We start from the raw sequence: 18573 nt of genomic DNA on the forward strand, positions 1-18573 counted from the left end.
CGTGCTTACGGCATCAAAACCTTGTCCACCACGTGGATCACGCCATTGCTCTGCATCACGTCGGCGGTGGTGACGTGCGCGGTGTTGCCCTTGCTGTCGGTGAGCGTGACCTTGCCGCCGCGGGTCTTGGCGATCAGCGTTTCGCCCTGCACGGTGGTCAGCTTGGCGCTGCCGCCGCCGGCCTTGATCTGCGCCAGCAGCGCCGCCGCATCGAGCTTGCCGGGGACCACGTGGTAGGTCAGCACCTGGGTCAGCTTTTCCTTGTTCTCCGGCTTGAGCAGGGTGTCGACCGTGCCGGCCGGCAACGCGGCGAAGGCGGCATTGGTCGGCGCGAACACCGTGAACGGGCCCGCGCCCTTCAGCGTGTCCACCAGGCCGGCGGCCTTGACCGCGGCGACCAGGGTGGTGTGATCCTTGGAGTTGACCGCGTTGTCGATGATGTCCTTGGTGGCGTACATCGGCGCGCCCCCGACCATCGGATTCGGCTTGGCCTCGCTCATCGCGGCGTGGTCGTGCATCGCGGCCTGGCCGGGGGCGGCCATGGCGGGCAGGGAGACGAGGCCGGCGAGGGCCAGGGACAGCAAGTGGATCTTCATGGGCTTGCTCCTTGAAAGGGATGCGCGGCCAGTCGGCCGTGCACCTGTCTTTACGCGCCATGCGCCGGCGCGGTTGCATCACGCCGTCCAGATAATGCTGAACAGAGGAGTTGGCGGGTACCGCCTCTGGCATCCAGGGCGGTTCGGGCGAGCGCCCTGTCGCGCGGTGGCGCAGTTGCAAGGCCGGGCAGCGCTGTGGCGAACGGTCTAGCCGAGTGCAGGCGGTGCGTCATCTTCGGCCTGCGTTGACGAGATCACCGACACTGAAAAGGGATGTCCATATCCTCAAACTGGGCTGCCAGTGGCAGAACGCCAGCCTCAAACTTGGCGCCACGCAAGTCGCATTTCTTGAATTTCGCATCGGCAAAGATGCAGTTGATGAATGTCGACGCTCTGAATTCGACGCTGTCAAAGACAGCGCCGGTAAAATCGCAGTTCATGAATTTTACCCGGCGGCCACCGTACTCCATTCCGCGAGATCCACCGGCAAACCTGGCTTTGACGAAATCGGTTTTTTCGCAGATCGCATCATCCATGTTGATCACAAGCTTGCTTTTTGAAAAGTTGCAGTTTTTTATTTCCGATCTGCACAAAAGGGCTCCGTTCAAGCTGGCACTTTCGAAGCTGACATCCATGAAGAAACTGTCGTTCGCACTTCCGGATATTTTCGAGTAAGACAGGTCGGTGTTGCTGATCCTCGATTCGAAGAGATTTGCGGCTTTTAACTGCTCCAGGATGGCAGATGGACCGATGCTGATGCCGGAAAGATCAGCGTCGCGAATGATCGGTCGTCCAGCCGCGATCGAATCAAGGCTGTCGATGATGCTCGCCAAATATTCATGGTTGCGCCATTTGGCGGTTGTGTTGTTCATGGGCGGCCGCCTCGGCGATGAATTGGCGTCATGATATCTGCCATGCCGTTATGTCTAAGCGCGGTTGCAGCTTCTGACGCGCCGCGAGGTTCTCCCCCTGACTGCTGTCGGGTTTAGCGTCCGGGATCGATGATCGGTGTGTTCGGAGTGCTTGCCTTGTTGGTTGGCCGGGATCATCCGCTCGATGGCGTTCTCTGAACGCCGCTTTCCGCTGCCGGTACGCGCTGGAGGGCCAAGGCGCGTCGGCTCAGCGGCGCTGCAGCACGTAGCTGTTCTCGAAGCCGTGGGCGCAGCCGAGCACATGGAAGTCGCCGAAGTAGCCGGCGGCGCGCAGCAGGTCCACCGCGGGACCGACCTCCGGCGAGTACTCCCAGTCGCCGTAGTCGTCGAACACCACGAATCCGCCGGACACCACGCTCGGCCCGTACAGCAGGAAGTCCAGCAGCACGTTGCGCCCGGTGTGGCCGCCGTCGATGTGCAACAGCGCCACCTTCGGCTCCATGGCGTAGAAGTGCTCGGCGCAGAACTCCGAATAGCCGCGGATGAAGCGCGCATTGGGCAGCAACTGCTGCCGATAGTGGTTGAACTCCTCGAACTGGTTCGGCAACGCGAACGGGTCCATGCCGATCACCCGGCGCTCGCGCCCGCAGACCTCGTTCATCAGCACCAGCGACTTGCCCTTCCACACCCCGATCTCCACCAGGTCGCCCGGCACGCCCTCCAGCAGCAGGCACAGATAGCCCAGCAGCCGCACATGGTCGTGGAAGGACAGCTCGCGCCGCTCCATCGCGTGCTCGGCCGGCAGGCCGGCCTGGGCCTGGACGAAGTGGTCGCCGATCAGGTCCCAGATCCGCGGAATGCTGCCTTCCGCCGCGTGTTCGTCGATGAAACGGTTGAGTTCCTGGATGGTGAGCATGCGGTCTCCGGCGAAAAGGCGCCGGTGTCCGCCACCGGCTCTGTGGCCGGATAGTAGCCTGGGCGCCGCGCGCGCCACTGGACATCGCCGCCGTGGTGCGCTTTGCTTGCAGGCTCCCCCATTCATGGGCGGCGCCGCCGGCGTGGCGCCGCCGTCCGGACGAGCATGCATTCGATCGAAGTGGTCTTGGCGATGTTGCTGGCCGTGGTGGCCAGCGGCTACCTGGTGCGCGTACTGCCGTTCTCGCTGCCGTTGCCGTTGGTGCAGATCGGCCTGGGCGCGATCATCGCCGGCGTGTTCAAGAAGGGCTATGCGCTGGAGCCGGAGCTGTTCTTCCTGCTGTTCCTGCCGCCGCTGCTGTTCCTGGACGGCTGGCGCATCCCCAAGCAGGGCCTGTTCCGCGACAAGGGCGTGATCCTGGAGCTGGCGCTGGGCCTGGTGGTGTTCACCGTGATCGGCGCCGGCTTCCTGATCCACTGGATGATCCCGACCATGCCGCTGGCGGTGGCGTTCGCGCTGGCCGCAGTGGTGTCGCCCACCGATCCGATCGCGGTGTCCTCGATCGCGGCGCGCGCGCCCATCCCCAAGCGGCTGATGCACATCCTGGAAGGCGAGTCGCTGCTCAACGACGCGTCCGGCCTGGTATGCTTCCAGTTCGCGGTGGCCGCGGCGATCACCGGCACGTTCTCGCTGGCCGACGCCTCGCTGACCTTCCTGTGGGTGGCGCTGGTCGGCGTGGCCGCCGGCATCGCGGTGGTGGTCGGCACCAGCCTGGCGCAGCGCTGGGTGTGGCGCCAGGTCGGCGAGGAGCCGGGCGCGGCGATCCTGGTCAACCTGCTGCTGCCGTTCGCCGCCTACCTGCTGGCCGAGGCGATCAACGCCTCGGGCATCCTCGCCGCGGTCGCCGCCGGCATCGCCATGAGCTACGTGGAACTGAGCGGTCGCGCCCCGGGCAGCATGCGCGTGCAGCGCTCGGCGGTGTGGGACATGGTGCAGTTCACCCTCAACGGCATCATGTTCGTGCTGCTCGGCGAGCAGTTGCCGGGCATCGTGCAGGGCGCCATGCACAACATGGACGAAGCCGGGCACCTGAATCCGTGGTGGCTGCCCGCCTATGCGCTGGCGATCTATGTCGGCCTGTTGTTGCTGCGCTTCCTGTGGGTGTGGCTGTCGCTGCGCTGGACCCTGCTCAAGGCGCGCCGGCGTGGCGAGGACCGGCAGAGCCCGCCGTGGCGTATCGTGGTGGCGACCTCGCTGGCCGGCGTGCGCGGCGCCATCACCCTGGCCGGCGTGCTGACCCTGCCGCTGGCCCTGCCCAGCGGCGCCGCGTTCCCCGCGCGCGACCTGGCGATCTTCCTGGCCAGCGCGGTGATCGTCACCTCGCTGCTGGTCGCCAGCATCGGCCTGCCGCGGCTGCTGCGCGGCCTGGAGCTGCCGGAAGAACCCAACGACCAGCGGGAAGAGGACCTGGCCCGCCGCGAGTCCTCGCGCGCGGCGCTGGCGGCGGTGGAGAAGCTGCGCCAGCGGCTGGTGCAGGACAGCGAGCACGCCGACCTGTACAACGAGGCGGCCAACCGGGTCAGCGCGCTGTACCAGCGCCATCTCGACCACGGCGAGGCGATGGAGAGCGATCCGGAGGAGGCGCGGCGCCTGGACGCGGTGCTGCGCCAGCTGCGTCACGCCGGCCTGCAGGCCGAACGCCAGGAGCTGTTCAAGCTGACCCGCCAGCGCAAGATCTCTGACGAGATCGCGCGCCGGCTGATCCGCAATCTGGATCTGCTGGAGGCGCGGCGGAAGAGCTGAGGGCGGGGATTGGGGAGTCGGGATTCGGGATTGGTGAAAGCGGGTTCGTGGCGCCGTTCCAGCTTTTCGCGGTGCCGTTGCCGGCTCGTGCCGGTCTACTGTTCGTCGCTCTCTGCCTGCCGTGGGCGCACGCCGGCCTGTGCCTCTGGCGCTGCGTGGTCTGTCGCAAGCCCCACGCCTAGCGCATCGCGCTAGGCGTCCTCGACCAGCGGCGGCAGTCGCCTGCGGACCGGGGTCGACTTCACGATGGCGGAGTTGGTTTCGGCGCGATCGGTGACTTTTGCCAGGATGCTGTCCAGGTGCTCGATGTTGCGCAGGTACAGTCGGCAGATGAAGCAGTCTTCGCCGGTCACCTTGTCGCACTCGACGAACTCCGGGATGCGCTGCAGCAGTTCCTCCACCAGGTGCAACTGCCCGGGCAGCGGTTTGACCCGCACGATGGCCTGCAAGGTGTAGCCGAGCGCGCGTGGGTCGAGTTCGACCGTGAATCCGGCGATCACGCCCTGGTGCTGCAGCCGGCGCACGCGATCGGCGGTCGCCGGGGCCGACAGGCCGATCTGCCGGGCCAGTTCGCTGGTCGCCATGCGCGCATCCTGCGCCAATGCGGCGAGGATGGCGCGGTCGGTCGCGTCGAGCGGGGCGATGGCGGGAGGGGAAAGGCGGGTTTGCATGACGGCCTTCCTTTCTTAGGTGAATTCCGTAATGAGCCTAAGTTTAGGCATATTTTCGCGGAATCCCCATTTCTACAATGGCTGCCGTTCGCAGCATTGAAAGGAACCGGGATGGCCTCCAATGAAATTCGCCGTGGTGCGGCCGAGATGGTCGTGGCCATGCTCATGTCCGGCACGATCGGCTGGCTGGTGGTGTCGTCGGGGCAGTCGCCGTTCAACGTGGTGTTTTTCCGCTGCCTGTTCGGCGCGGCGACGCTGCTCGTCTTCTGCGCGGCGCTGGGCCTGTTGCGGCGCAAGGCGTTCTCGCCGCGGATGCTGGCGCTGGTGCTGCTCGGCGGGATCGCGATCGTGGGGAACTGGCTGCTGCTGTTCGCCGCCTATGGCCGTGCCTCGATCTCGATGGCCACCGCGGTCTACAACACGCAGCCGTTCATGCTGGTCGGGCTCGGCGCACTCGTGTTCCGCGAGCGCATCAGCGCCTCGACCGTGGCGTGGCTGGCGATGGCCTTCGTCGGCCTGGTGGGTGTGGTGCGCATCGCGCCGGCGGTGCTCGCGGTGCCGGGCGAGTACCTGCAGGGCGTCGCCCTGGCGCTCGGTGCGGCGTTTCTGTACGCGGTGTCGTCGATCGTCACCAAGCACCTGAAAGGCACGCCGCCGCATCTGCTCGCGCTGCTGCAACTGGGCATCGGCATCGTGTTGCTGGCGCCGTTCGTGCATTTCGATGCCTTGCCTGCCCGTCCCGGCCAGTGGCTGGACCTGGTCGTGCTCGGCGTGGTCAATACCGGGGTGATGTACGTGCTGCTGTACGGCGCCATCCAGAAGCTGCCCACCGCGATGATCGGGGCGCTGTCGTTCATCTATCCGGTGGTGGCGATCGCGGTCGATCGCATCGCCTTCGGGCAGTCGCTGGCGTGGACGCAGGTGCTCGGGGCGCTGCTGATCCTGCTGGCGGCGGCCGGGGTCAACTTCGGCTGGCGCGTGCTGCCGTGGCTACGCCCTGCGCGACCGGACGTCGGCGACGTCGGCACCGGACAACGCTAACCAGGCGTCGCCATGGCCAAGACGGTCACGTTGCCCTGCGGTTGCAGGCATCGGCCGACGCACTGTCCCGCACGCGGGAGAGTGCTTCCGCCGGATCGGGATTTATCCATCACGAGCCGGCTTCTACCCTGGGGGCCGTTTCCGTAGCCGCCGCGCGCCCAGGGAGTTCCCGTGTCGCCGATCATTTCCGTGCAACAGCTCACCAAGACCTACGCCGGGGGTTTCCAGGCGCTCAAGGGCATCGACCTGGAGATCCATCGCGGCGAGATCTTCGCCCTGCTCGGCCCCAACGGTGCCGGCAAGACCACGCTGATCAGCATCATCTGCGGGCTGGTCAATCCCAGCAGCGGCCGGGTGCTGGCCGACGGCCACGATATCGTGCGCGACTACCGCGCCGCGCGCGGCAAGATCGGCCTGGTGCCGCAGGAACTGGCCACCGATGCGTTCGAGACGGTGTGGGCGACGGTGCGCTTCAGCCGCGGCCTGTTTGGCAAGCCGCGCGACGACGCGCACCTGGAGCGGGTGCTGCGCGAGCTGTCGCTGTGGGACAAGCGCGGCAGCCGCATCTCCACCCTGTCCGGCGGCATGAAGCGGCGCGTGCTGATCGCCAAGGCGCTGGCCCACGAGCCGTCCATCCTGTTCCTGGACGAACCCACCGCCGGGGTCGACGTGGAGCTGCGCCACGACATGTGGCAGATGGTGCGGCGCCTGCGCGAGCAGGGCACCACCATCATCCTGACCACGCACTACATCGAGGAGGCCGAGGACATGGCCGACCGCGTCGGCGTGGTCAATCGCGGCGAACTGGTGCTGGTGGAGGACAAGCGCACGCTGATGCGCAAGCTCGGCAAGAAGCAACTGGCGCTGACCCTGCAGGCACCGCTGCACGCGCTGCCGCCGGCGTTGGCGGCGCAGCCATTGGAGCTGTCCGCCGACGGCACGACACTGACCTACACCTACGACGCGCAGGCCGCGCAGACCGGCATCGGCCCGCTGCTGCGGCAACTGGAGGCGCAGGGCGTGGAGATCAAGGACCTGCAGTCCAGCGAGAGTTCGCTGGAGGAGATCTTCGTCAACCTGGTGCGGCCGGCTGCTGCCGGCGCGGAGGCGCGCGCATGAACCTGCACGCGATCGCCGCGATCTACCGCTTCGAGATGGCGCGCACCTTCCGCACGCTGACCCAGTCCATCGCCTCGCCGGTGCTGTCGACCTCGCTGTACTTCGTGGTGTTCGGCGCGGCGATCGGTTCGCGCATGGGCGCCATCGACGGCATCAGCTACGGCGCCTACATCATCCCCGGGCTGGTGATGCTGTCGCTGCTCAGCGAAAGCATCTCCAACGCCTCCTTCGGCATCTACATGCCGCGCTGGGCCGGCACCATCTACGAGGTGCTGTCGGCGCCGGTGGCGTGGTGGGAGGTGGTGATCGGCTACGTCGGCGCGGCGGCCAGCAAGTCGGTGCTGCTGGGCCTGCTGATCCTGCTCACCGCACGCGCCTTCGTGCCGTACGAGATCGCGCATCCGCTGTGGATGTTCGGCTTCCTGGTGCTGACCGCGCTGACCTTCAGCCTGTTCGGCTTCATCATCGGCGTGTGGGCCGACGGCTTCGAGAAGCTGCAGGTGATCCCGCTGATGGTGATCACGCCGCTGACCTTCCTCGGCGGCAGCTTCTACTCGATCAACATGCTGCCGCCGCTGTGGCAGAAGATCAGCCTGTTCAACCCGGTGGTGTACCTGGTCAGCGGCTTCCGCTGGGCGTTCTACGGCAAGGCCGACGTGCACATCGCGGTCAGCCTGGGCATGACCCTGGCGTTCCTGGCGCTGTGCCTGGGCGTGGTGTGGGCGATCTTCCGCAGCGGCTACCGGCTCAAGCCCTGAAGCGCGGCGCCGGGGCCGCAGCATGCCGGCAGGCGCGGCGCCTGCCGGCGGTCGCGCTTACTTGGCGTCGAGCCAGAAGGCTTCGACCGTGCCCTTGACCTTCATGGTCATCGGATTGCCGCGGCGGTCGCGCGCCTTGCCGACCTGGACGCGGATCCAGCCTTCGCTGATCGAGTACTCCTCGACGTTGTCGCGCTCCACGCCGTTGAAGCGGATGCCGACGCCGCGCGACAGCGTCTCGGCATCGTGGAAGGGGCTCTGCGGGCTGACCGCCAGGCGGTCGGGGGGCGTGTCGGACATCGTGGTGGCTTCGCGTGGCGGCGGACAGCGCCGTCTTCCGGGCTGCGAAGGATAAACGCCCGCGGCGCCGTTGCCGAGTTCCGTGCGCTTCCGTCGCCGCGGCGGGCACGGCACACTTGCACCTCCCCTTCCATCCGCCGGCTCACGCCATGCCCGACAACAGCACCGACTACGACGATCCCGACGATCTGCACGACGAGCTCGACGACGATCCGGATACCCAGCAAGGGCTGATCTGGAACCTGCTGCTGCTGATCAATCCCGGCGACGAGGAAAGCGCGCTGCGTCAGTTCAACGCGTTCCGTGAAGCGCGCGCCGAGCACGAGGGCGAAGAGGACGACGGCTGGTTGTGGACGCTGAAGGATGCCATCGACTGGAGCGCCGGCTTCTACGTGGACTGGAAGGACACCGAGTCGCTGATCGGCGCGATCGACGAACTGGCGACGCGCTGGAACCTGCGCATCGATTGGGGCGGCGACGTGGACGACGAGGACTTCCTCGACAGCCATGACGTGCCGGCGCTGCTGAACGTGGCGTACGACCGCCTGCGCGAACACGGCTACACCCTCTGGTGCTGGGATACCGAGGGCGATGCGTACGCCGGGTGGATGGCGCTCAGCCGCGACGACGAGGACATGCGGCGCCTGGCCGCGCTGCTGGACATCGAACTGCGCCCGGGCAGCGATCCGTTCTAGGCGGACGTGGTCACGCCCGCCGCCCTGTCGCAGGAGCGGCTTCAGCCGCGACAGGCGTTCCCGGGAACGCGCATCGCGGCTGAAGCCGCTCCTGCGAAAAGCGTGGCGGCGGACATGGCGCCACCGTTCACGGCGCCTCGCCGCGCGCCTGCGCACGTGCATTGCGGATCAATGCTTTCAGCAGCTCGCGATCGCTGTGCCGCGAGACCGGCACCGCGCCCAGGCGGATCGCGTCGTCGCGCAGGGCGGCGGGCACGTCGTAGTGCGCGCCGCTGAGCTTGTTCTGGAAGGCGCGGCGGGGAATGCCCAGCCGCGCCGCCATGGCGTGCAGTTCGTCCAGCGTGTCGGCGAGCAGGTGGCCCCAGCGCTGGCCGCGCCAGGGATGCACCGCATCGTCGATGTAGACCGCCATCGGGTCCGGTCAGGCCGGCTTGTGCGTGCCGTCGGCGTCCGTCGCCGCGCTGCTGTCGGCCTCCACCGGGTCGGCATCGCTCGTCTTCTTCTCGGCGTCGGCGTCAGTATCCGCGTCGGTCTCGTCCTCGGCTCCATCCTCCGCCGCGCCGTCGCCCGCCGCGAATTCGGCGACCAGCGCGTCCAGGTACTCGGCCGGGGTCTGACCGGCCTCGGCCGCCAGCGCGTCGATCATCTGCTGCAGCTGCGCGGAGTAGTCCAGGGTGATGGTGTTGCCTTCCTGCTCCTGCAGGTTGGCCAGGTGCTTGAGCATCGCCAGCATCGGCACCGGATTGTCGGCATTGCCCATGGTCTGGCCACCGACCGACAGCAACCACTGGCGACCCTGCAGGCCGATCGCGGCCAGCACGCGGCCGCTCTCGTTCTGCAGCACGGCGTGGTTGGCGATGGGCTGCTCGCGGCCCAGGCGGGCGAAGGGGCGCGGCGACTGCTGCTTCTTGCGCTTGTCGCGCTTGGCTTTGGATTGCTTGGACACGGCGGTCTCGTTGGCGAAGTGGCGGCCATTGTAAGCGCCGCGCCGTGTGTGGTCCCGCCGGGCCGGCGCGGCGCGGTCGTCGCCCACGCCTGCGCGGCCGCCGGCGGCACGCGCGGTGGCGCCGCGGTCAGCGCGTGTTGGTCGCTGCCGCGGTCCCGCCGGGAGCGGCGGTGCTCGCCACCGGTGCGCTGCCGTTGATGCTGCGCAAGGCATCGCGCGCGGCGGCGGCCGCGGCTTCCGGCGAGGTCGTGCGCGGCTCGGCGATCTGCACCGAGGCCTTGCCCGGCGTCGCGGCCGGCGCCGCCGGGGCAGCGCCGTTGCTGGTGGCAGGCGCCGCCGCGGGCTCGCCCTTGCCGGCGGCCGGCGTGGCGGCCGCTTCCGTCGCTGCGGCGCTCAGGTCCGGCACCTTGGTGTCGGCGTCGGGCTGCACCGTGCCCAGGGCGACGCTATGGTCGCCGTCGGCGGTGGCGGCGTCCTCGGCATCCTTGGTCATCACCACGATGCTGATGCGGCGGTTGATCGGATTGTTCGGCACCTGCTTGTCGAACAGCACCGAGGAGGACAGCCCGACCACGCGCGAGACCTTGTCCTCGCCCATGCCGCCGGCGACCAGCTCGCGGCGCGCCGCGTTGGCGCGGTCCGCGCTCAGCTCCCAGTTGCTGTAGCCGTTCTTGCCGCTGTACTGGGTGACGTCGGTGTGGCCGGTGATGCTGATGTGGTTGGGCACCTGGTTGATGAAGCCGGACAGCTCGTGGAGGATGCCGCGGGTGTAGGGCTTGAGCACCGCGCTGCCGAGGTCGAACATCGGCCGGTTTTCCTTGTCCACGATTTGGATGCGCAGGCCGTCCGGGGTCAGGTCCAGCAGCAGCTGGTCCTTGAACGGCTCCAGCGCCTGGCTCTTGTCGATGGCCTGCTTCAGCTCCTGCATCAGCGTTTCCAGGCGCTCCTTTTCCTTCTCGCGCTGGCTGCTCTTGCTGTTGTCGTCGCCCTTCAGGCTCTTGCTGCCGAACGGATCCTTGTTGTTGCCGCGCTGCATCTCGCCGGCGCCACCGAGCTTGATCATCGAGGTGCTGGCGCCGCCGGGACCGGCCATGCCGGGGCTCGGCGCCGGGCTCTTGCCGGCCAGCGGGCTGGGATTGCGGAAGTATTCGGCGATCGCCGCGCGCTGTTCCTTGGTGGTCGCCGCGACCAGCCACAGCACCAGGAAGAACGCCATCATCGCGGTCACGAAGTCGGCATAGGCCACCTTCCACGCGCCGCCGTGGTGGCCGCCGCCCTGGACCTTCTTGACCCGGCGGATGACGACGGTGGATTTGGTCTCGGCCATGACCGCGTTACTTGATCGTCTTCAGATGCGATTCGAAGTCGGCGAAGCTCGGCCGCACGTCGGTCGGCAGGGTCTTGCGCGCGAATTCGAGGGCGATCTTCGGGTTGTAGCCGCGCAGGCAGGCCAGCAGCGCGGTCTTCACCGATTCGAAGATGCGGCTGTCCTGCTCGGCGCGCGCTTCCATCGCCGCCGACAGCGGCGCGACGAAGCCGTAGGCCAGCAGGATGCCGAGGAAGGTGCCGACCAGCGCCGCGCCGACGTGGTGGCCGATCTCCTCGATCGGGCCGCCGATCGAGCCCATGGTGATGACGATGCCCAGCACCGCGGCGACGATGCCGAAACCGGGCAGGCCGTCGGACACCTTGCTCAGCGCATGCGCCGGCGCCATCGCCTCGTGGTGGTGCTTCTCCAGCTCCAGCTCCAGCAGCGGTTCCAGTTCGTGCGGCTCGATGTTGCTGCCGATCATCAGGCGCAGGCAGTCGGTGATGAAGTCGAGCAGGTGGTGGTCGGCCAGCACCTTGGGGTAGTTGCCGAAGATCGCGCTGTCGGCCGGGCGCTCGACGTGGTCTTCCAGGGCCATGAAGCCGTCGCGGCGCGCCTTGTTCAGCAGTTCGTAGATCAGGGTCAGGGTGCTGCGGTAGTCGTCGGCCTTGTACTGCGGGCCCTTGAACACGCCCAGCACGCCGGAGAGCGTCGCCTTGACGATCTTGCCCGGGGTGCTGACCAGGAACGCGCCCAGCGCCGCGCCACCGATGATCATCAGCTCGTAGGGCTGCCACAGCGCGCCGAGTTTGCCGTGCGACAGCACGTAGCCGCCGACCACGCTGATGATGACGACGATGAAGCCAACGATGATGAGCATGGCGGGGCAGCCTGCGGGCCGGAGCGGGGACGCTCTAGATGTCGGCCCCGCCGCGCCATTCTGAAGGTGTGAACTGTGCCGGGTTTTTGGCGGCGGCCGCGCCAGCGCCGGTGTTCAGCCGGTCATGCCGCTGTCGTGGCGGACGCATTTGAGGGTCTCGCCCAGGCCGGCCAGGGTCAGCGTGGCCTGGTCCGGCTGCGACTGCCAGAAGGTATTGCCCAGGGCGTCGGTGTAGCGCGCGCCGGTGGCGCCGCCGGCATCGGTGCGCTGCATGTCCAGGCGGGTGCCGCGCACCTGCAGGGCCAGGCGCTCGCGCGCCGGATCGGCGGCGGCCTGCACCAGTTCCTCGCCGCAGCGCCACTGCATGGGCAGGGCATCGGCCTGCAGGCCGGGCGCGCTGGCGGGCGACGGCGCGGCGGCGACCGGCGCGGCCTGCGCCGGCGGCGGGGTGGGGCTGCGCTGGCAGGCGCCCAGAGCCAGTGGCAGGAGCAAAAGGGGAAGCAACGGGGTTCGATGCATACCGGTGGTCTCCCTGTGACGGCGCGGCTGCGCCGGAATCAGGCCGGTTCGGTCTCGCCGCCGCCGCGGTGCAGCGGGTTGGGCAGCGCCTGGCCCTGTTCGGTGAACTGCAGCGACACCGAATTCAGGCAGTGGCGCTCGCCGCTCGGCGGCGGGCCGTCCGGAAACACGTGGCCGAGATGGCTGTCGCAGCGGGCGCAGACGATCTCGGTGCGGATCATGCCGTGGCTGGTGTCGCGTATCTCGCGCACGTGGTCGGGGTGGTAGGGCGCGAAGAAGCTCGGCCAGCCGGTGCCGGAATCGAACTTGGCGCTGGAGCGGAACAGCGGCAGCCCGCACATCCGGCAGGTGTAGACGCCCTCCAGCTTGTTGTCCAGGAACACGCCGCAGAACGGCGCTTCGGTGCCGTGCTGCAGCAGCACCCGGCGTTCCTCAGCGTTCAGTCCGCCGATCAACTGCTCGCGCTCGGCAGCGGTGGGAGGCGTGAGGTCGAATCGGCTCATGGCGGGGCCCGTGGCGGAAGAGGGGAAAACAACATGAGGGCTGTACGGGGTGGATCAAGCGCGCCGCGCCGCGTCGACGCGGCGTTGGCGATGCGCTAGCGTGGAACGCTCTCTTGCGGCCCGTCGACGGAGCCACCGTGAACCGCCTGCTGCCCTGCGTTGCCATCGCCCTGCTCGCGCCGGCGCTTGCCGCCGCGCAGCATTTTCAGCCAGTCCCCGGCGCACCGGCCAGCGATCGCGACGCCAACGCCTTGCAGTCCGCGCCGCCGCCAGCGCCCGCGGTGGCCAGCCGTCTCGACGAGCGTCCGCCGGCCTCGACGACCGCTCCCAAGGCCGCGCCGGTGCCCTCCAGCTTGGACGACCGGCCGCAAGGAAAGACCCGGCACGCGCGCCCGGCCAGTCCGGCGGTACCGGCCGCCGCGGTCGCCGACCCGTCCGCGCGCCGCCCGGTCCGCCTCTACGACCGCCGCGGCCAGCTGGTGCCCGGGGCGATGCAGGTGGGGCCGAACCGCGCGCTGGATACCCGCACCGGCCGTTACTACGACACCGTGCCCAGCGGCGACGGGGTCCGCATCCAGGACTGAGCGCCTGCGCCCCGGCGGCGAACGCGCGGCGAACGCCGCGTGGCCGCTATCCTCACGAATCGGTTCCTAGACTGGCGCACCGGCCGCGATTGCCGCGGCGCCATGTTTCGCAGGAGAACCGATGAGCAAGCTTCCCGACAACACCCTGATCGTCGTCGCCGACCGCACCAGCGCGCGCCTGTTCCGGGTCAATCTGGCGGGCGAGACCGCGCTGCTGGAGCAGACCGAAGTGCTGAACCCGACGCCGATCGAGGGCGTGGAGGACGGCGACCGGCCGATGACCATGGATGAAGCCGGGTTCGTGCGTCAGATCGCCGAGCGCCTGTACCAGGACGCGTTGCGCGGCGATGTCGAGCACCTGATGCTGGTCGCCGACCCGCACACGCTGGGCCAGTTGCGGCCGCTGCTGCACAAGGAGGTCCAGAAGCGGGTGGTGGCCGAACTGGCCAAGAACCACGCCAATTCCTCGCGCGACGACCTCGAGAAGCTGCTGGTCTCCTGACCCGCTCTTCGCGCGGAGCGCTCAGTCGGCGATCGGCAGGCTGAGCGTTTCCTTCACTTCCTCCATCACGATGTAGCTCTTGGACTCGCGCACATGCGGCAGGGTCAGCAGGGTGCTGCCCAGCAGCTTGCGGTAGGACGCCATCTCGCTGATGCGGGCCTTGAGCAGGTAGTCGAAATCGCCCGAGACCAGGTGGCATTCGAGCACGTTGGGCAGCTTCAGCGCGGCGCGGCGGAACTCCTCGAAGATGTCGCCGGACTTGTAGGCCAGGCTGATCTCCACGAACACCAGCAGGCTGGCCTTGAGGTAATGCGGGTCCAGCCGTGCGTAGTAGCCGGTGATGGCGCCGTCGCGTTCCAGCCGGCGCACCCGCTCGGTACACGGGGTGGTGGACAGGCCCACCCGCTCGCCCAGTTCGGTGAAGGAGATGCGCCCTTCCTGCTGCAGGATGCGCAGGATCTTGCGGTCGATCTTGTCCAGTTCGCGGAGGCGTGCGGCCATGCGGGGCGGTCTCAGGGGTTTGGCCTGTCAGGCCGGCTGAAGTCAGGGGAAAATCCTGGGTTGCGCTGCCTATACTGCATCGAACTTCTGCCCTGGCGCCATCCAGCCAGGGAATTGATCCGAACGGAGTAGGCGCATGCGGGTTCTGGTTCTCGGCAGCGGTGTGATCGGCACGGCCACGGCGTGGTATCTGGCCCGCAGCGGCTGCGAGGTGACGGTGGTCGACCGCCAGCCGGCGGCCGGGCTGGAGACCAGTTATGCCAATGCCGGCCAGGTCTCGCCCGGTTACGCCTCGCCCTGGGCGGCGCCCGGGGTGCCGCTGAAGGCGCTGAAATGGCTGTTCCAGCGCCATGCGCCGCTGGCGATCACGCCGACCGCCGACCTGCAGCAGTACCTGTGGCTGGCGCAGATGCTGCGCAACTGCACCGCCGAGCGCTATGCGATCAACAAGGCGCGGATGGTGCGCCTGTCCGAATACAGCCGCGACTGCCTGGACCAGTTGCGTGCCGAGACCGGCATCGCCTACGAAGGCCGCCAGCTCGGCACCACCCAGTTGTTCCGCACCCAGCAGCAACTGGACGGCGCGGCCAAGGACATCGAGGTGCTGCGCGAGTACGGCGTGCCCTACGAGCTGCTGGACCGCGCCGGCATCGCCCGGGTCGAGCCGGCCCTGGCCAGCGCACCGGCGACCCTGGTCGGCGCGCTGCGCCTGCCCAACGACCAGACCGGCGACTGCCGCCTGTTCACCCAGCGCCTGGCGGCGATGGCCGCCGCGGCCGGCGTGCAGTTCCGCCAGGGCGAGACCATCGAGGCCCTGCAGGCCGATGGCGACCGCATCGATGGCGTGCGCATCGGCGGGCGGGTGGAGCGGGCCGACCGCTACGTGGTCGCGCTGGGCAGCTATTCGCCCGGCCTGCTGGCGCCGCTGGGCATCCGCCTGCCGGTGTATCCGCTGAAGGGCTATTCGCTGACCCTGCCGATCCGCGACGCGGCGCTGGCGCCGACCTCCACCATCCTCGACGAGAGCTACAAGGTGGCGATCACCCGCTTCGACGCGCGCATTCGCGTCGGCGGCATGGCCGAACTGGCCGGTTTCGACCTGTCGCGGCCGGCACGGCGCCGCGCCACGCTGGAGAAGGTGGTCAACGACCTGTACCCGCGCGGCGGCGACCTCGCCGCGGCCGAGTTCTGGACCGGGCTGCGCCCGGCCACCCCGGACGGCACGCCGGTGGTCGGCGCCACCGGCTACCGCAACCTGTTCCTCAACACCGGCCACGGCACGCTGGGCTGGACCATGGCCTGCGGTTCGGGCCGCTACCTGGCCGACCTGATGGTCTCGCGGCAGCCGCAGATCAGCGGCGAGGGCCTGGACATCTTCCGTTATTCCCGCGGTTCCGCCGCGTCCGTCGCCGAGGCCGTCGCGTGCGCCCAGCCCGTGCATTGATCGATCTCGACGCGCTGCGCCACAACTACCGCCTGGCCCGCCGGCTGAGCGGCGGCAAGGCGCTGGCGGTGGTCAAGGCCGATGCCTACGGGCACGGCGCGGTGGCCTGCGCGCGCGCGCTGGACGGCGAGGCCGACGGCTTCGCGGTGGCCTGCATCGAGGAGGCGCTGGAACTGCGCCAGGCCGGCATCGCCGCGCCGATCCTGCTGCTGGAAGGCATCTTCGACGCCGACGAACTGCCGCTGGTCGCCGAACACCGGCTGTGGTGCGCGGTGGCCTCGCCCTGGCAGGTGGAGGCGATCGCCGCCTTTGCCGCGCCGCAGCCGCTGTGCCTGTGGCTGAAGCTGGACAGCGGCATGCACCGGCTGGGCCTGGCGCCGGAGGAGTTCCGCGCCGCGCACGCGCGCCTGAGCGCGTTGCCGCAGGTCGAGCGGCTGGTGCTGATGAGCCACTTCGCCCGCGCCGACGAACTGGACAGCGCGCGCACCCGCGAGCAGGTGGAGGTGTTCCGCCAGGCCACCGCCGGCCTGGCCGGCGAGACCAGCCTGTGCAACTCGCCGGCCCTGCTCGGCTGGCCGGAGCTGCGCAACGACTGGGGACGGCCGGGACTGATGCTGTACGGCGCCGACCCGTTCGCCGCCGCGGCCGCGCTGCCCGGCGAGCTGCGCCCGGTGATGACCCTGCAGTCCAGGATCATCTCGGTGCGCACTATCGCGCCGGGCGAGCCGGTCGGCTACGGCGCGCGCTTCGTCGCGGCGCGCCCGACCCGGGTGGGCGTGGTGGCGATCGGCTATGCCGACGGCTATCCGCAGTTCGCGCCCAACGGCACCCCGGTGCTGATCGACGGCGCGCCCGGCGAGCTGATCGGGCGCGTGTCGATGGACATGCTGACCGTGGACCTGACCGACCACCCGCAGGCCGGGCTCGGCAGCGAGGTGCAGTTGTGGGGCGAACAGCCGCGCATCGACGCGCTGGCCGGGCGCTGCAGTTCCAGCGCCTACCGCTTGCTGTGCGGCCTCAAGCGCGCGCCGCGCACCTATCTGGGCGGTTGATCCATGGCTGACGGCGCCGGCGCGATGCCGGCGCCGCGCGTGCGGCCTCAGCGCTCGGCGACCGCGCTGTCCTTGTTGCGGAACTGGCGGCGCAGCCAGTCGTCGAGCATGCGCTTTTCGTAGCGCAGCGGATCGGTGCTCAGGCCGACCGAGCTGTTGTACAGGTAGCTGGGGTCCATCAGTTTCGGCTGGCCCTGCGCGATCACTTGGCCATCGGCGCCGTACAGGGTGAAGTCGAGGCTGATCCGCGGCGGGTACAGGTCGCGCATCACCCGCACGTCGTTCCAGTTCGGGCCGTGCCACGGCTCGAAGTCGCCGGCGCGCTTGATGTCGGTCAGCTTGATGTCCAGGCGCTGGCCGGGCTGCAGTTGCTTGGCGGCCTGCTTCTGCAGGTAGGCGGCCAGGTCCTGTACCCAGTCGCCGCGTTCGGCTTCCCAGCGATTGCGGCTCTGCCGCAGTTCGCTGAAGGTGGACGGGTCGGCCCAGCTGACCTGCACCGGGCCGTCGCTGACGAGGCTGCGCGGCGCCTGCGGGTCGGTGACATTGCGGATCTCGGCGGAGGCGCCGCCCGCCCACAGGCAGGCAAGCGCCAGCGCCGTCCAGGCATAGCGGATCTTCATGGCGGATCTCCAGGAGGCGTGCGTCCAGTGTGTGCCTGTGCCGGCGTGCCCGCAATCGCGGCGAGGCATGCGGCGACGACCGTTGACCGCCGATTCATCCGCTCCGGCGTGACGGGCGGCTCACATCGCCTCGCCGCCTGCTTCACGGTGCGCGCGCGAGCATGGATGCCACTCGGAGGATGCGGGGATCGCATGAAGACGCCGTTGTTCCACCAGGCCCACAGCGGCAGCGATGTGCGCCTGCAGTTCATCGACTGGGCCAAGCGCCACGGGCACAGCCCGGCCAGCGGCGCGGCGGCGTTCGTCGAACACCAGGCCAACCTGGACGAGGCGGCGCGGCAGTTGCGGCTCAACCCCGGCGACGACGTACGCCATCTGCTGCGGCGCTACCTGGTCTCGCTCGGCGAGGCGCAGGACGTGGCCGTGCAGTTCCCGCCCAGCTACCACTACCGCAGCCCGCAGGGGCAGAGCTTCCGCTACACGCTGACCCTGGTGCTGGCCGAAGACGGCGTGGAGTGGAAGGCGCGGGTGTGGACCGGCCTGGAATACCTGGGCCTGATCGTCGGCCGCGGTGCCGGCCCGCGCGCCAACTACACCCGCCTGGCGCGGATGGCGGTGGAGCACGAGCTCGCCGGCGACGCGCCGCGTTTCACGCTCGGCTGAGCAATTCAGGAACTTCGTCATGTCCGTCGTCAGCGCCCCCGAGCGATCCGTGGTTCCCGAAGAATGCCGTCGGCAATGCCGGCAGCTGGGGCCGGCGCGCGTGCAGCAGTTGCTGGCATCCTCGCCGCCGCTGCCATGGCGCGAGGAAGCCGAGCGCTGGCTGGAAGAGCAGGCCTTGCGCAGCGCGCGCCTGACCCAGTGGATGGTGCTCGCCGGCATCGGTCTGTCGCTGCTGGGCATCGTGCTGGTGATCGCGTTCTTCTGGTGACCGCGTTCGGG

24 protein-coding genes are annotated in these 18573 nt (G+C 68.9%); 11 read left to right on the forward strand and 13 right to left on the reverse strand.

What is annotated here, in order from left to right:
• Window positions 1-5: 5 nt before the first annotated feature.
• The 3 genes from PIQ37_RS14565 to PIQ37_RS14575 form a co-directional block, all read right to left on the reverse strand.
• Window positions 6-596 (reverse strand): fasciclin domain-containing protein, encoded by a 591-nt coding sequence (locus PIQ37_RS14565; protein WP_342073999.1) that lies wholly within the window; start codon window positions 594-596, stop codon window positions 6-8.
• A gap of 254 nt (window positions 597-850) precedes the next feature.
• Window positions 851-1468, reverse strand: a complete 618-nt coding sequence (locus PIQ37_RS14570; RefSeq protein WP_342074000.1) for a pentapeptide repeat-containing protein — start codon at window positions 1466-1468, stop codon at window positions 851-853.
• 247 nt (window positions 1469-1715) lie between these two features.
• Window positions 1716-2384 (reverse strand): class I SAM-dependent methyltransferase, encoded by a 669-nt coding sequence (locus PIQ37_RS14575; RefSeq protein WP_267114325.1) that lies wholly within the window; start codon window positions 2382-2384, stop codon window positions 1716-1718.
• 165 nt (window positions 2385-2549) lie between these two features.
• Here PIQ37_RS14575 and PIQ37_RS14580 point away from each other — a divergent pair, with 165 nt between their 5' ends.
• Entirely contained in the window at window positions 2550-4187 is a 1638-nt protein-coding gene (locus PIQ37_RS14580; RefSeq protein WP_342074001.1) for a Na+/H+ antiporter, read from the forward strand.
• A gap of 191 nt (window positions 4188-4378) precedes the next feature.
• Here PIQ37_RS14580 and PIQ37_RS14585 read toward each other — a convergent pair whose 3' ends face one another.
• Window positions 4379-4858, reverse strand: a complete 480-nt coding sequence (locus tag PIQ37_RS14585; protein ID WP_342074002.1) for an Lrp/AsnC family transcriptional regulator — start codon at window positions 4856-4858, stop codon at window positions 4379-4381.
• A gap of 111 nt (window positions 4859-4969) precedes the next feature.
• On the opposite strand from PIQ37_RS14585, the gene PIQ37_RS14590 reads away from it, so the two are divergent.
• The 3 genes from PIQ37_RS14590 to PIQ37_RS14600 all read left to right on the forward strand — a co-directional run bounded on the left by PIQ37_RS14590 (window position 4970) and on the right by PIQ37_RS14600 (window position 7776).
• On the forward strand, window positions 4970-5899 hold the full coding sequence (locus tag PIQ37_RS14590) for a DMT family transporter (protein WP_342074003.1): 930 nt from the start codon (window positions 4970-4972) through the stop codon (window positions 5897-5899).
• Between the two features lie 171 nt (window positions 5900-6070).
• Window positions 6071-7018 (forward strand): ABC transporter ATP-binding protein, encoded by a 948-nt coding sequence (locus PIQ37_RS14595; RefSeq protein WP_342074004.1) that lies wholly within the window; start codon window positions 6071-6073, stop codon window positions 7016-7018.
• Complete coding sequence (locus PIQ37_RS14600) at window positions 7015-7776, forward strand: ABC transporter permease (protein WP_017907655.1); 762 nt, start codon at window positions 7015-7017, stop codon at window positions 7774-7776. Before PIQ37_RS14595 ends, PIQ37_RS14600 begins: the two co-directional genes overlap by 4 nt.
• A gap of 57 nt (window positions 7777-7833) precedes the next feature.
• Here the strand turns inward: PIQ37_RS14600 and PIQ37_RS14605 are convergent, their stop codons facing one another.
• Complete coding sequence (locus PIQ37_RS14605; protein ID WP_010343635.1) at window positions 7834-8076, reverse strand: DUF3297 family protein; 243 nt, start codon at window positions 8074-8076, stop codon at window positions 7834-7836.
• A gap of 149 nt (window positions 8077-8225) precedes the next feature.
• Here PIQ37_RS14605 and PIQ37_RS14610 point away from each other — a divergent pair, with 149 nt between their 5' ends.
• Window positions 8226-8771, forward strand: coding sequence for a DUF6630 family protein (locus PIQ37_RS14610; protein ID WP_017907656.1), 546 nt, complete (start codon window positions 8226-8228; stop codon window positions 8769-8771).
• Between the two features lie 127 nt (window positions 8772-8898).
• On the opposite strand, the gene PIQ37_RS14615 is transcribed toward PIQ37_RS14610, so the two are convergent.
• From PIQ37_RS14615 to msrB, 6 genes are all read right to left on the reverse strand, one after another.
• The gene (locus PIQ37_RS14615; RefSeq protein ID WP_017915239.1) at window positions 8899-9183 is read right to left on the reverse strand and encodes a DUF4031 domain-containing protein; all 285 of its coding nucleotides are present in this window, start codon (window positions 9181-9183) and stop codon (window positions 8899-8901) included.
• A 9-nt stretch (window positions 9184-9192) separates the two neighbouring features.
• On the reverse strand, window positions 9193-9717 hold the full coding sequence (locus PIQ37_RS14620) for a hypothetical protein (protein ID WP_342074005.1): 525 nt from the start codon (window positions 9715-9717) through the stop codon (window positions 9193-9195).
• Between the two features lie 127 nt (window positions 9718-9844).
• Complete coding sequence (gene motB, locus PIQ37_RS14625) at window positions 9845-11044, reverse strand: flagellar motor protein MotB (protein WP_342074006.1); 1200 nt, start codon at window positions 11042-11044, stop codon at window positions 9845-9847.
• Window positions 11045-11051: 7 nt separating this feature from the next.
• Complete coding sequence (gene motA / locus PIQ37_RS14630; RefSeq protein WP_017908926.1) at window positions 11052-11906, reverse strand: flagellar motor stator protein MotA; 855 nt, start codon at window positions 11904-11906, stop codon at window positions 11052-11054.
• Between the two features lie 114 nt (window positions 11907-12020).
• A complete protein-coding gene (locus tag PIQ37_RS14635) occupies window positions 12021-12398 on the reverse strand; it encodes an MliC family protein (protein ID WP_342074007.1) in 378 nt (125 codons plus the stop codon).
• A gap of 65 nt (window positions 12399-12463) precedes the next feature.
• On the reverse strand, window positions 12464-12928 hold the full coding sequence (gene msrB, locus PIQ37_RS14640) for a peptide-methionine (R)-S-oxide reductase MsrB (protein ID WP_017912901.1): 465 nt from the start codon (window positions 12926-12928) through the stop codon (window positions 12464-12466).
• A gap of 137 nt (window positions 12929-13065) precedes the next feature.
• On the opposite strand from msrB, the gene PIQ37_RS14645 reads away from it, so the two are divergent.
• Window positions 13066-13512 (forward strand): hypothetical protein, encoded by a 447-nt coding sequence (locus tag PIQ37_RS14645; protein WP_342074008.1) that lies wholly within the window; start codon window positions 13066-13068, stop codon window positions 13510-13512.
• Between the two features lie 121 nt (window positions 13513-13633).
• Window positions 13634-14014 (forward strand): baeRF12 domain-containing protein, encoded by a 381-nt coding sequence (locus PIQ37_RS14650; protein ID WP_017914941.1) that lies wholly within the window; start codon window positions 13634-13636, stop codon window positions 14012-14014.
• Window positions 14015-14035: 21 nt separating this feature from the next.
• Here PIQ37_RS14650 and PIQ37_RS14655 read toward each other — a convergent pair whose 3' ends face one another.
• Entirely contained in the window at window positions 14036-14515 is a 480-nt protein-coding gene (locus PIQ37_RS14655; protein ID WP_017908762.1) for an Lrp/AsnC ligand binding domain-containing protein, read from the reverse strand.
• Between the two features lie 136 nt (window positions 14516-14651).
• Here PIQ37_RS14655 and PIQ37_RS14660 point away from each other — a divergent pair, with 136 nt between their 5' ends.
• Both PIQ37_RS14660 and alr read left to right on the forward strand, forming a co-directional pair.
• Window positions 14652-15959, forward strand: a complete 1308-nt coding sequence (locus PIQ37_RS14660; RefSeq protein WP_017908763.1) for a D-amino acid dehydrogenase — start codon at window positions 14652-14654, stop codon at window positions 15957-15959.
• Window positions 15938-17011, forward strand: a complete 1074-nt coding sequence (alr, locus tag PIQ37_RS14665) for an alanine racemase (RefSeq protein WP_342074009.1) — start codon at window positions 15938-15940, stop codon at window positions 17009-17011. Before PIQ37_RS14660 ends, alr begins: the two co-directional genes overlap by 22 nt.
• Window positions 17012-17058: 47 nt before the next feature.
• Here alr and PIQ37_RS14670 read toward each other — a convergent pair whose 3' ends face one another.
• The gene (locus tag PIQ37_RS14670) at window positions 17059-17631 is read right to left on the reverse strand and encodes a DUF3016 domain-containing protein (protein WP_150411046.1); all 573 of its coding nucleotides are present in this window, start codon (window positions 17629-17631) and stop codon (window positions 17059-17061) included.
• Between the two features lie 192 nt (window positions 17632-17823).
• On the opposite strand from PIQ37_RS14670, the gene PIQ37_RS14675 reads away from it, so the two are divergent.
• Together PIQ37_RS14675 and PIQ37_RS14680 are read left to right on the forward strand one after the other, a co-directional pair.
• The gene (locus tag PIQ37_RS14675) at window positions 17824-18294 is read left to right on the forward strand and encodes a hypothetical protein (RefSeq protein ID WP_342074010.1); all 471 of its coding nucleotides are present in this window, start codon (window positions 17824-17826) and stop codon (window positions 18292-18294) included.
• A 19-nt stretch (window positions 18295-18313) separates the two neighbouring features.
• Entirely contained in the window at window positions 18314-18562 is a 249-nt protein-coding gene (locus tag PIQ37_RS14680; RefSeq protein ID WP_342074011.1) for a hypothetical protein, read from the forward strand.
• The last annotated feature ends 11 nt before the right edge of the window (window positions 18563-18573 follow it).

It is taken from the genome of Xanthomonas protegens (assembly GCF_038442435.1).
Taxonomy (GTDB): Bacteria; Pseudomonadota; Gammaproteobacteria; order Xanthomonadales; family Xanthomonadaceae; genus Xanthomonas_A; species Xanthomonas_A sontii.

Excerpts from the sequence above, each read along its gene's own strand:
- PIQ37_RS14565 (WP_342073999.1), bottom strand. The coding sequence starts at position 596 with ATGAAGATCCACTTGCTGTCCCTGGCCCTCGCCGGCCTCGTCTCCCTG.
- PIQ37_RS14570 (WP_342074000.1), bottom strand. The coding sequence starts at position 1,468 with ATGAACAACACAACCGCCAAATGGCGCAACCATGAATATTTGGCGAGC.
- PIQ37_RS14575 (WP_267114325.1), bottom strand. The coding sequence starts at position 2,384 with ATGCTCACCATCCAGGAACTCAACCGTTTCATCGACGAACACGCGGCG.
- PIQ37_RS14580 (WP_342074001.1), top strand. The coding sequence starts at position 2,550 with ATGCATTCGATCGAAGTGGTCTTGGCGATGTTGCTGGCCGTGGTGGCC.
- PIQ37_RS14585 (WP_342074002.1), bottom strand. The coding sequence starts at position 4,858 with ATGCAAACCCGCCTTTCCCCTCCCGCCATCGCCCCGCTCGACGCGACC.
- PIQ37_RS14590 (WP_342074003.1), top strand. The coding sequence starts at position 4,970 with ATGGCCTCCAATGAAATTCGCCGTGGTGCGGCCGAGATGGTCGTGGCC.
- PIQ37_RS14600 (WP_017907655.1), top strand. The coding sequence starts at position 7,015 with ATGAACCTGCACGCGATCGCCGCGATCTACCGCTTCGAGATGGCGCGC.
- PIQ37_RS14605 (WP_010343635.1), bottom strand. The coding sequence starts at position 8,076 with ATGTCCGACACGCCCCCCGACCGCCTGGCGGTCAGCCCGCAGAGCCCC.
- PIQ37_RS14610 (WP_017907656.1), top strand. The coding sequence starts at position 8,226 with ATGCCCGACAACAGCACCGACTACGACGATCCCGACGATCTGCACGAC.
- PIQ37_RS14615 (WP_017915239.1), bottom strand. The coding sequence starts at position 9,183 with ATGGCGGTCTACATCGACGATGCGGTGCATCCCTGGCGCGGCCAGCGC.
- motB (WP_342074006.1), bottom strand. The coding sequence starts at position 11,044 with ATGGCCGAGACCAAATCCACCGTCGTCATCCGCCGGGTCAAGAAGGTC.
- motA (WP_017908926.1), bottom strand. The coding sequence starts at position 11,906 with ATGCTCATCATCGTTGGCTTCATCGTCGTCATCATCAGCGTGGTCGGC.
- msrB (WP_017912901.1), bottom strand. The coding sequence starts at position 12,928 with ATGAGCCGATTCGACCTCACGCCTCCCACCGCTGCCGAGCGCGAGCAG.
- PIQ37_RS14650 (WP_017914941.1), top strand. The coding sequence starts at position 13,634 with ATGAGCAAGCTTCCCGACAACACCCTGATCGTCGTCGCCGACCGCACC.
- PIQ37_RS14655 (WP_017908762.1), bottom strand. The coding sequence starts at position 14,515 with ATGGCCGCACGCCTCCGCGAACTGGACAAGATCGACCGCAAGATCCTG.
- PIQ37_RS14660 (WP_017908763.1), top strand. The coding sequence starts at position 14,652 with ATGCGGGTTCTGGTTCTCGGCAGCGGTGTGATCGGCACGGCCACGGCG.
- PIQ37_RS14670 (WP_150411046.1), bottom strand. The coding sequence starts at position 17,631 with ATGAAGATCCGCTATGCCTGGACGGCGCTGGCGCTTGCCTGCCTGTGG.
- PIQ37_RS14675 (WP_342074010.1), top strand. The coding sequence starts at position 17,824 with ATGAAGACGCCGTTGTTCCACCAGGCCCACAGCGGCAGCGATGTGCGC.
- PIQ37_RS14680 (WP_342074011.1), top strand. The coding sequence starts at position 18,314 with ATGTCCGTCGTCAGCGCCCCCGAGCGATCCGTGGTTCCCGAAGAATGC.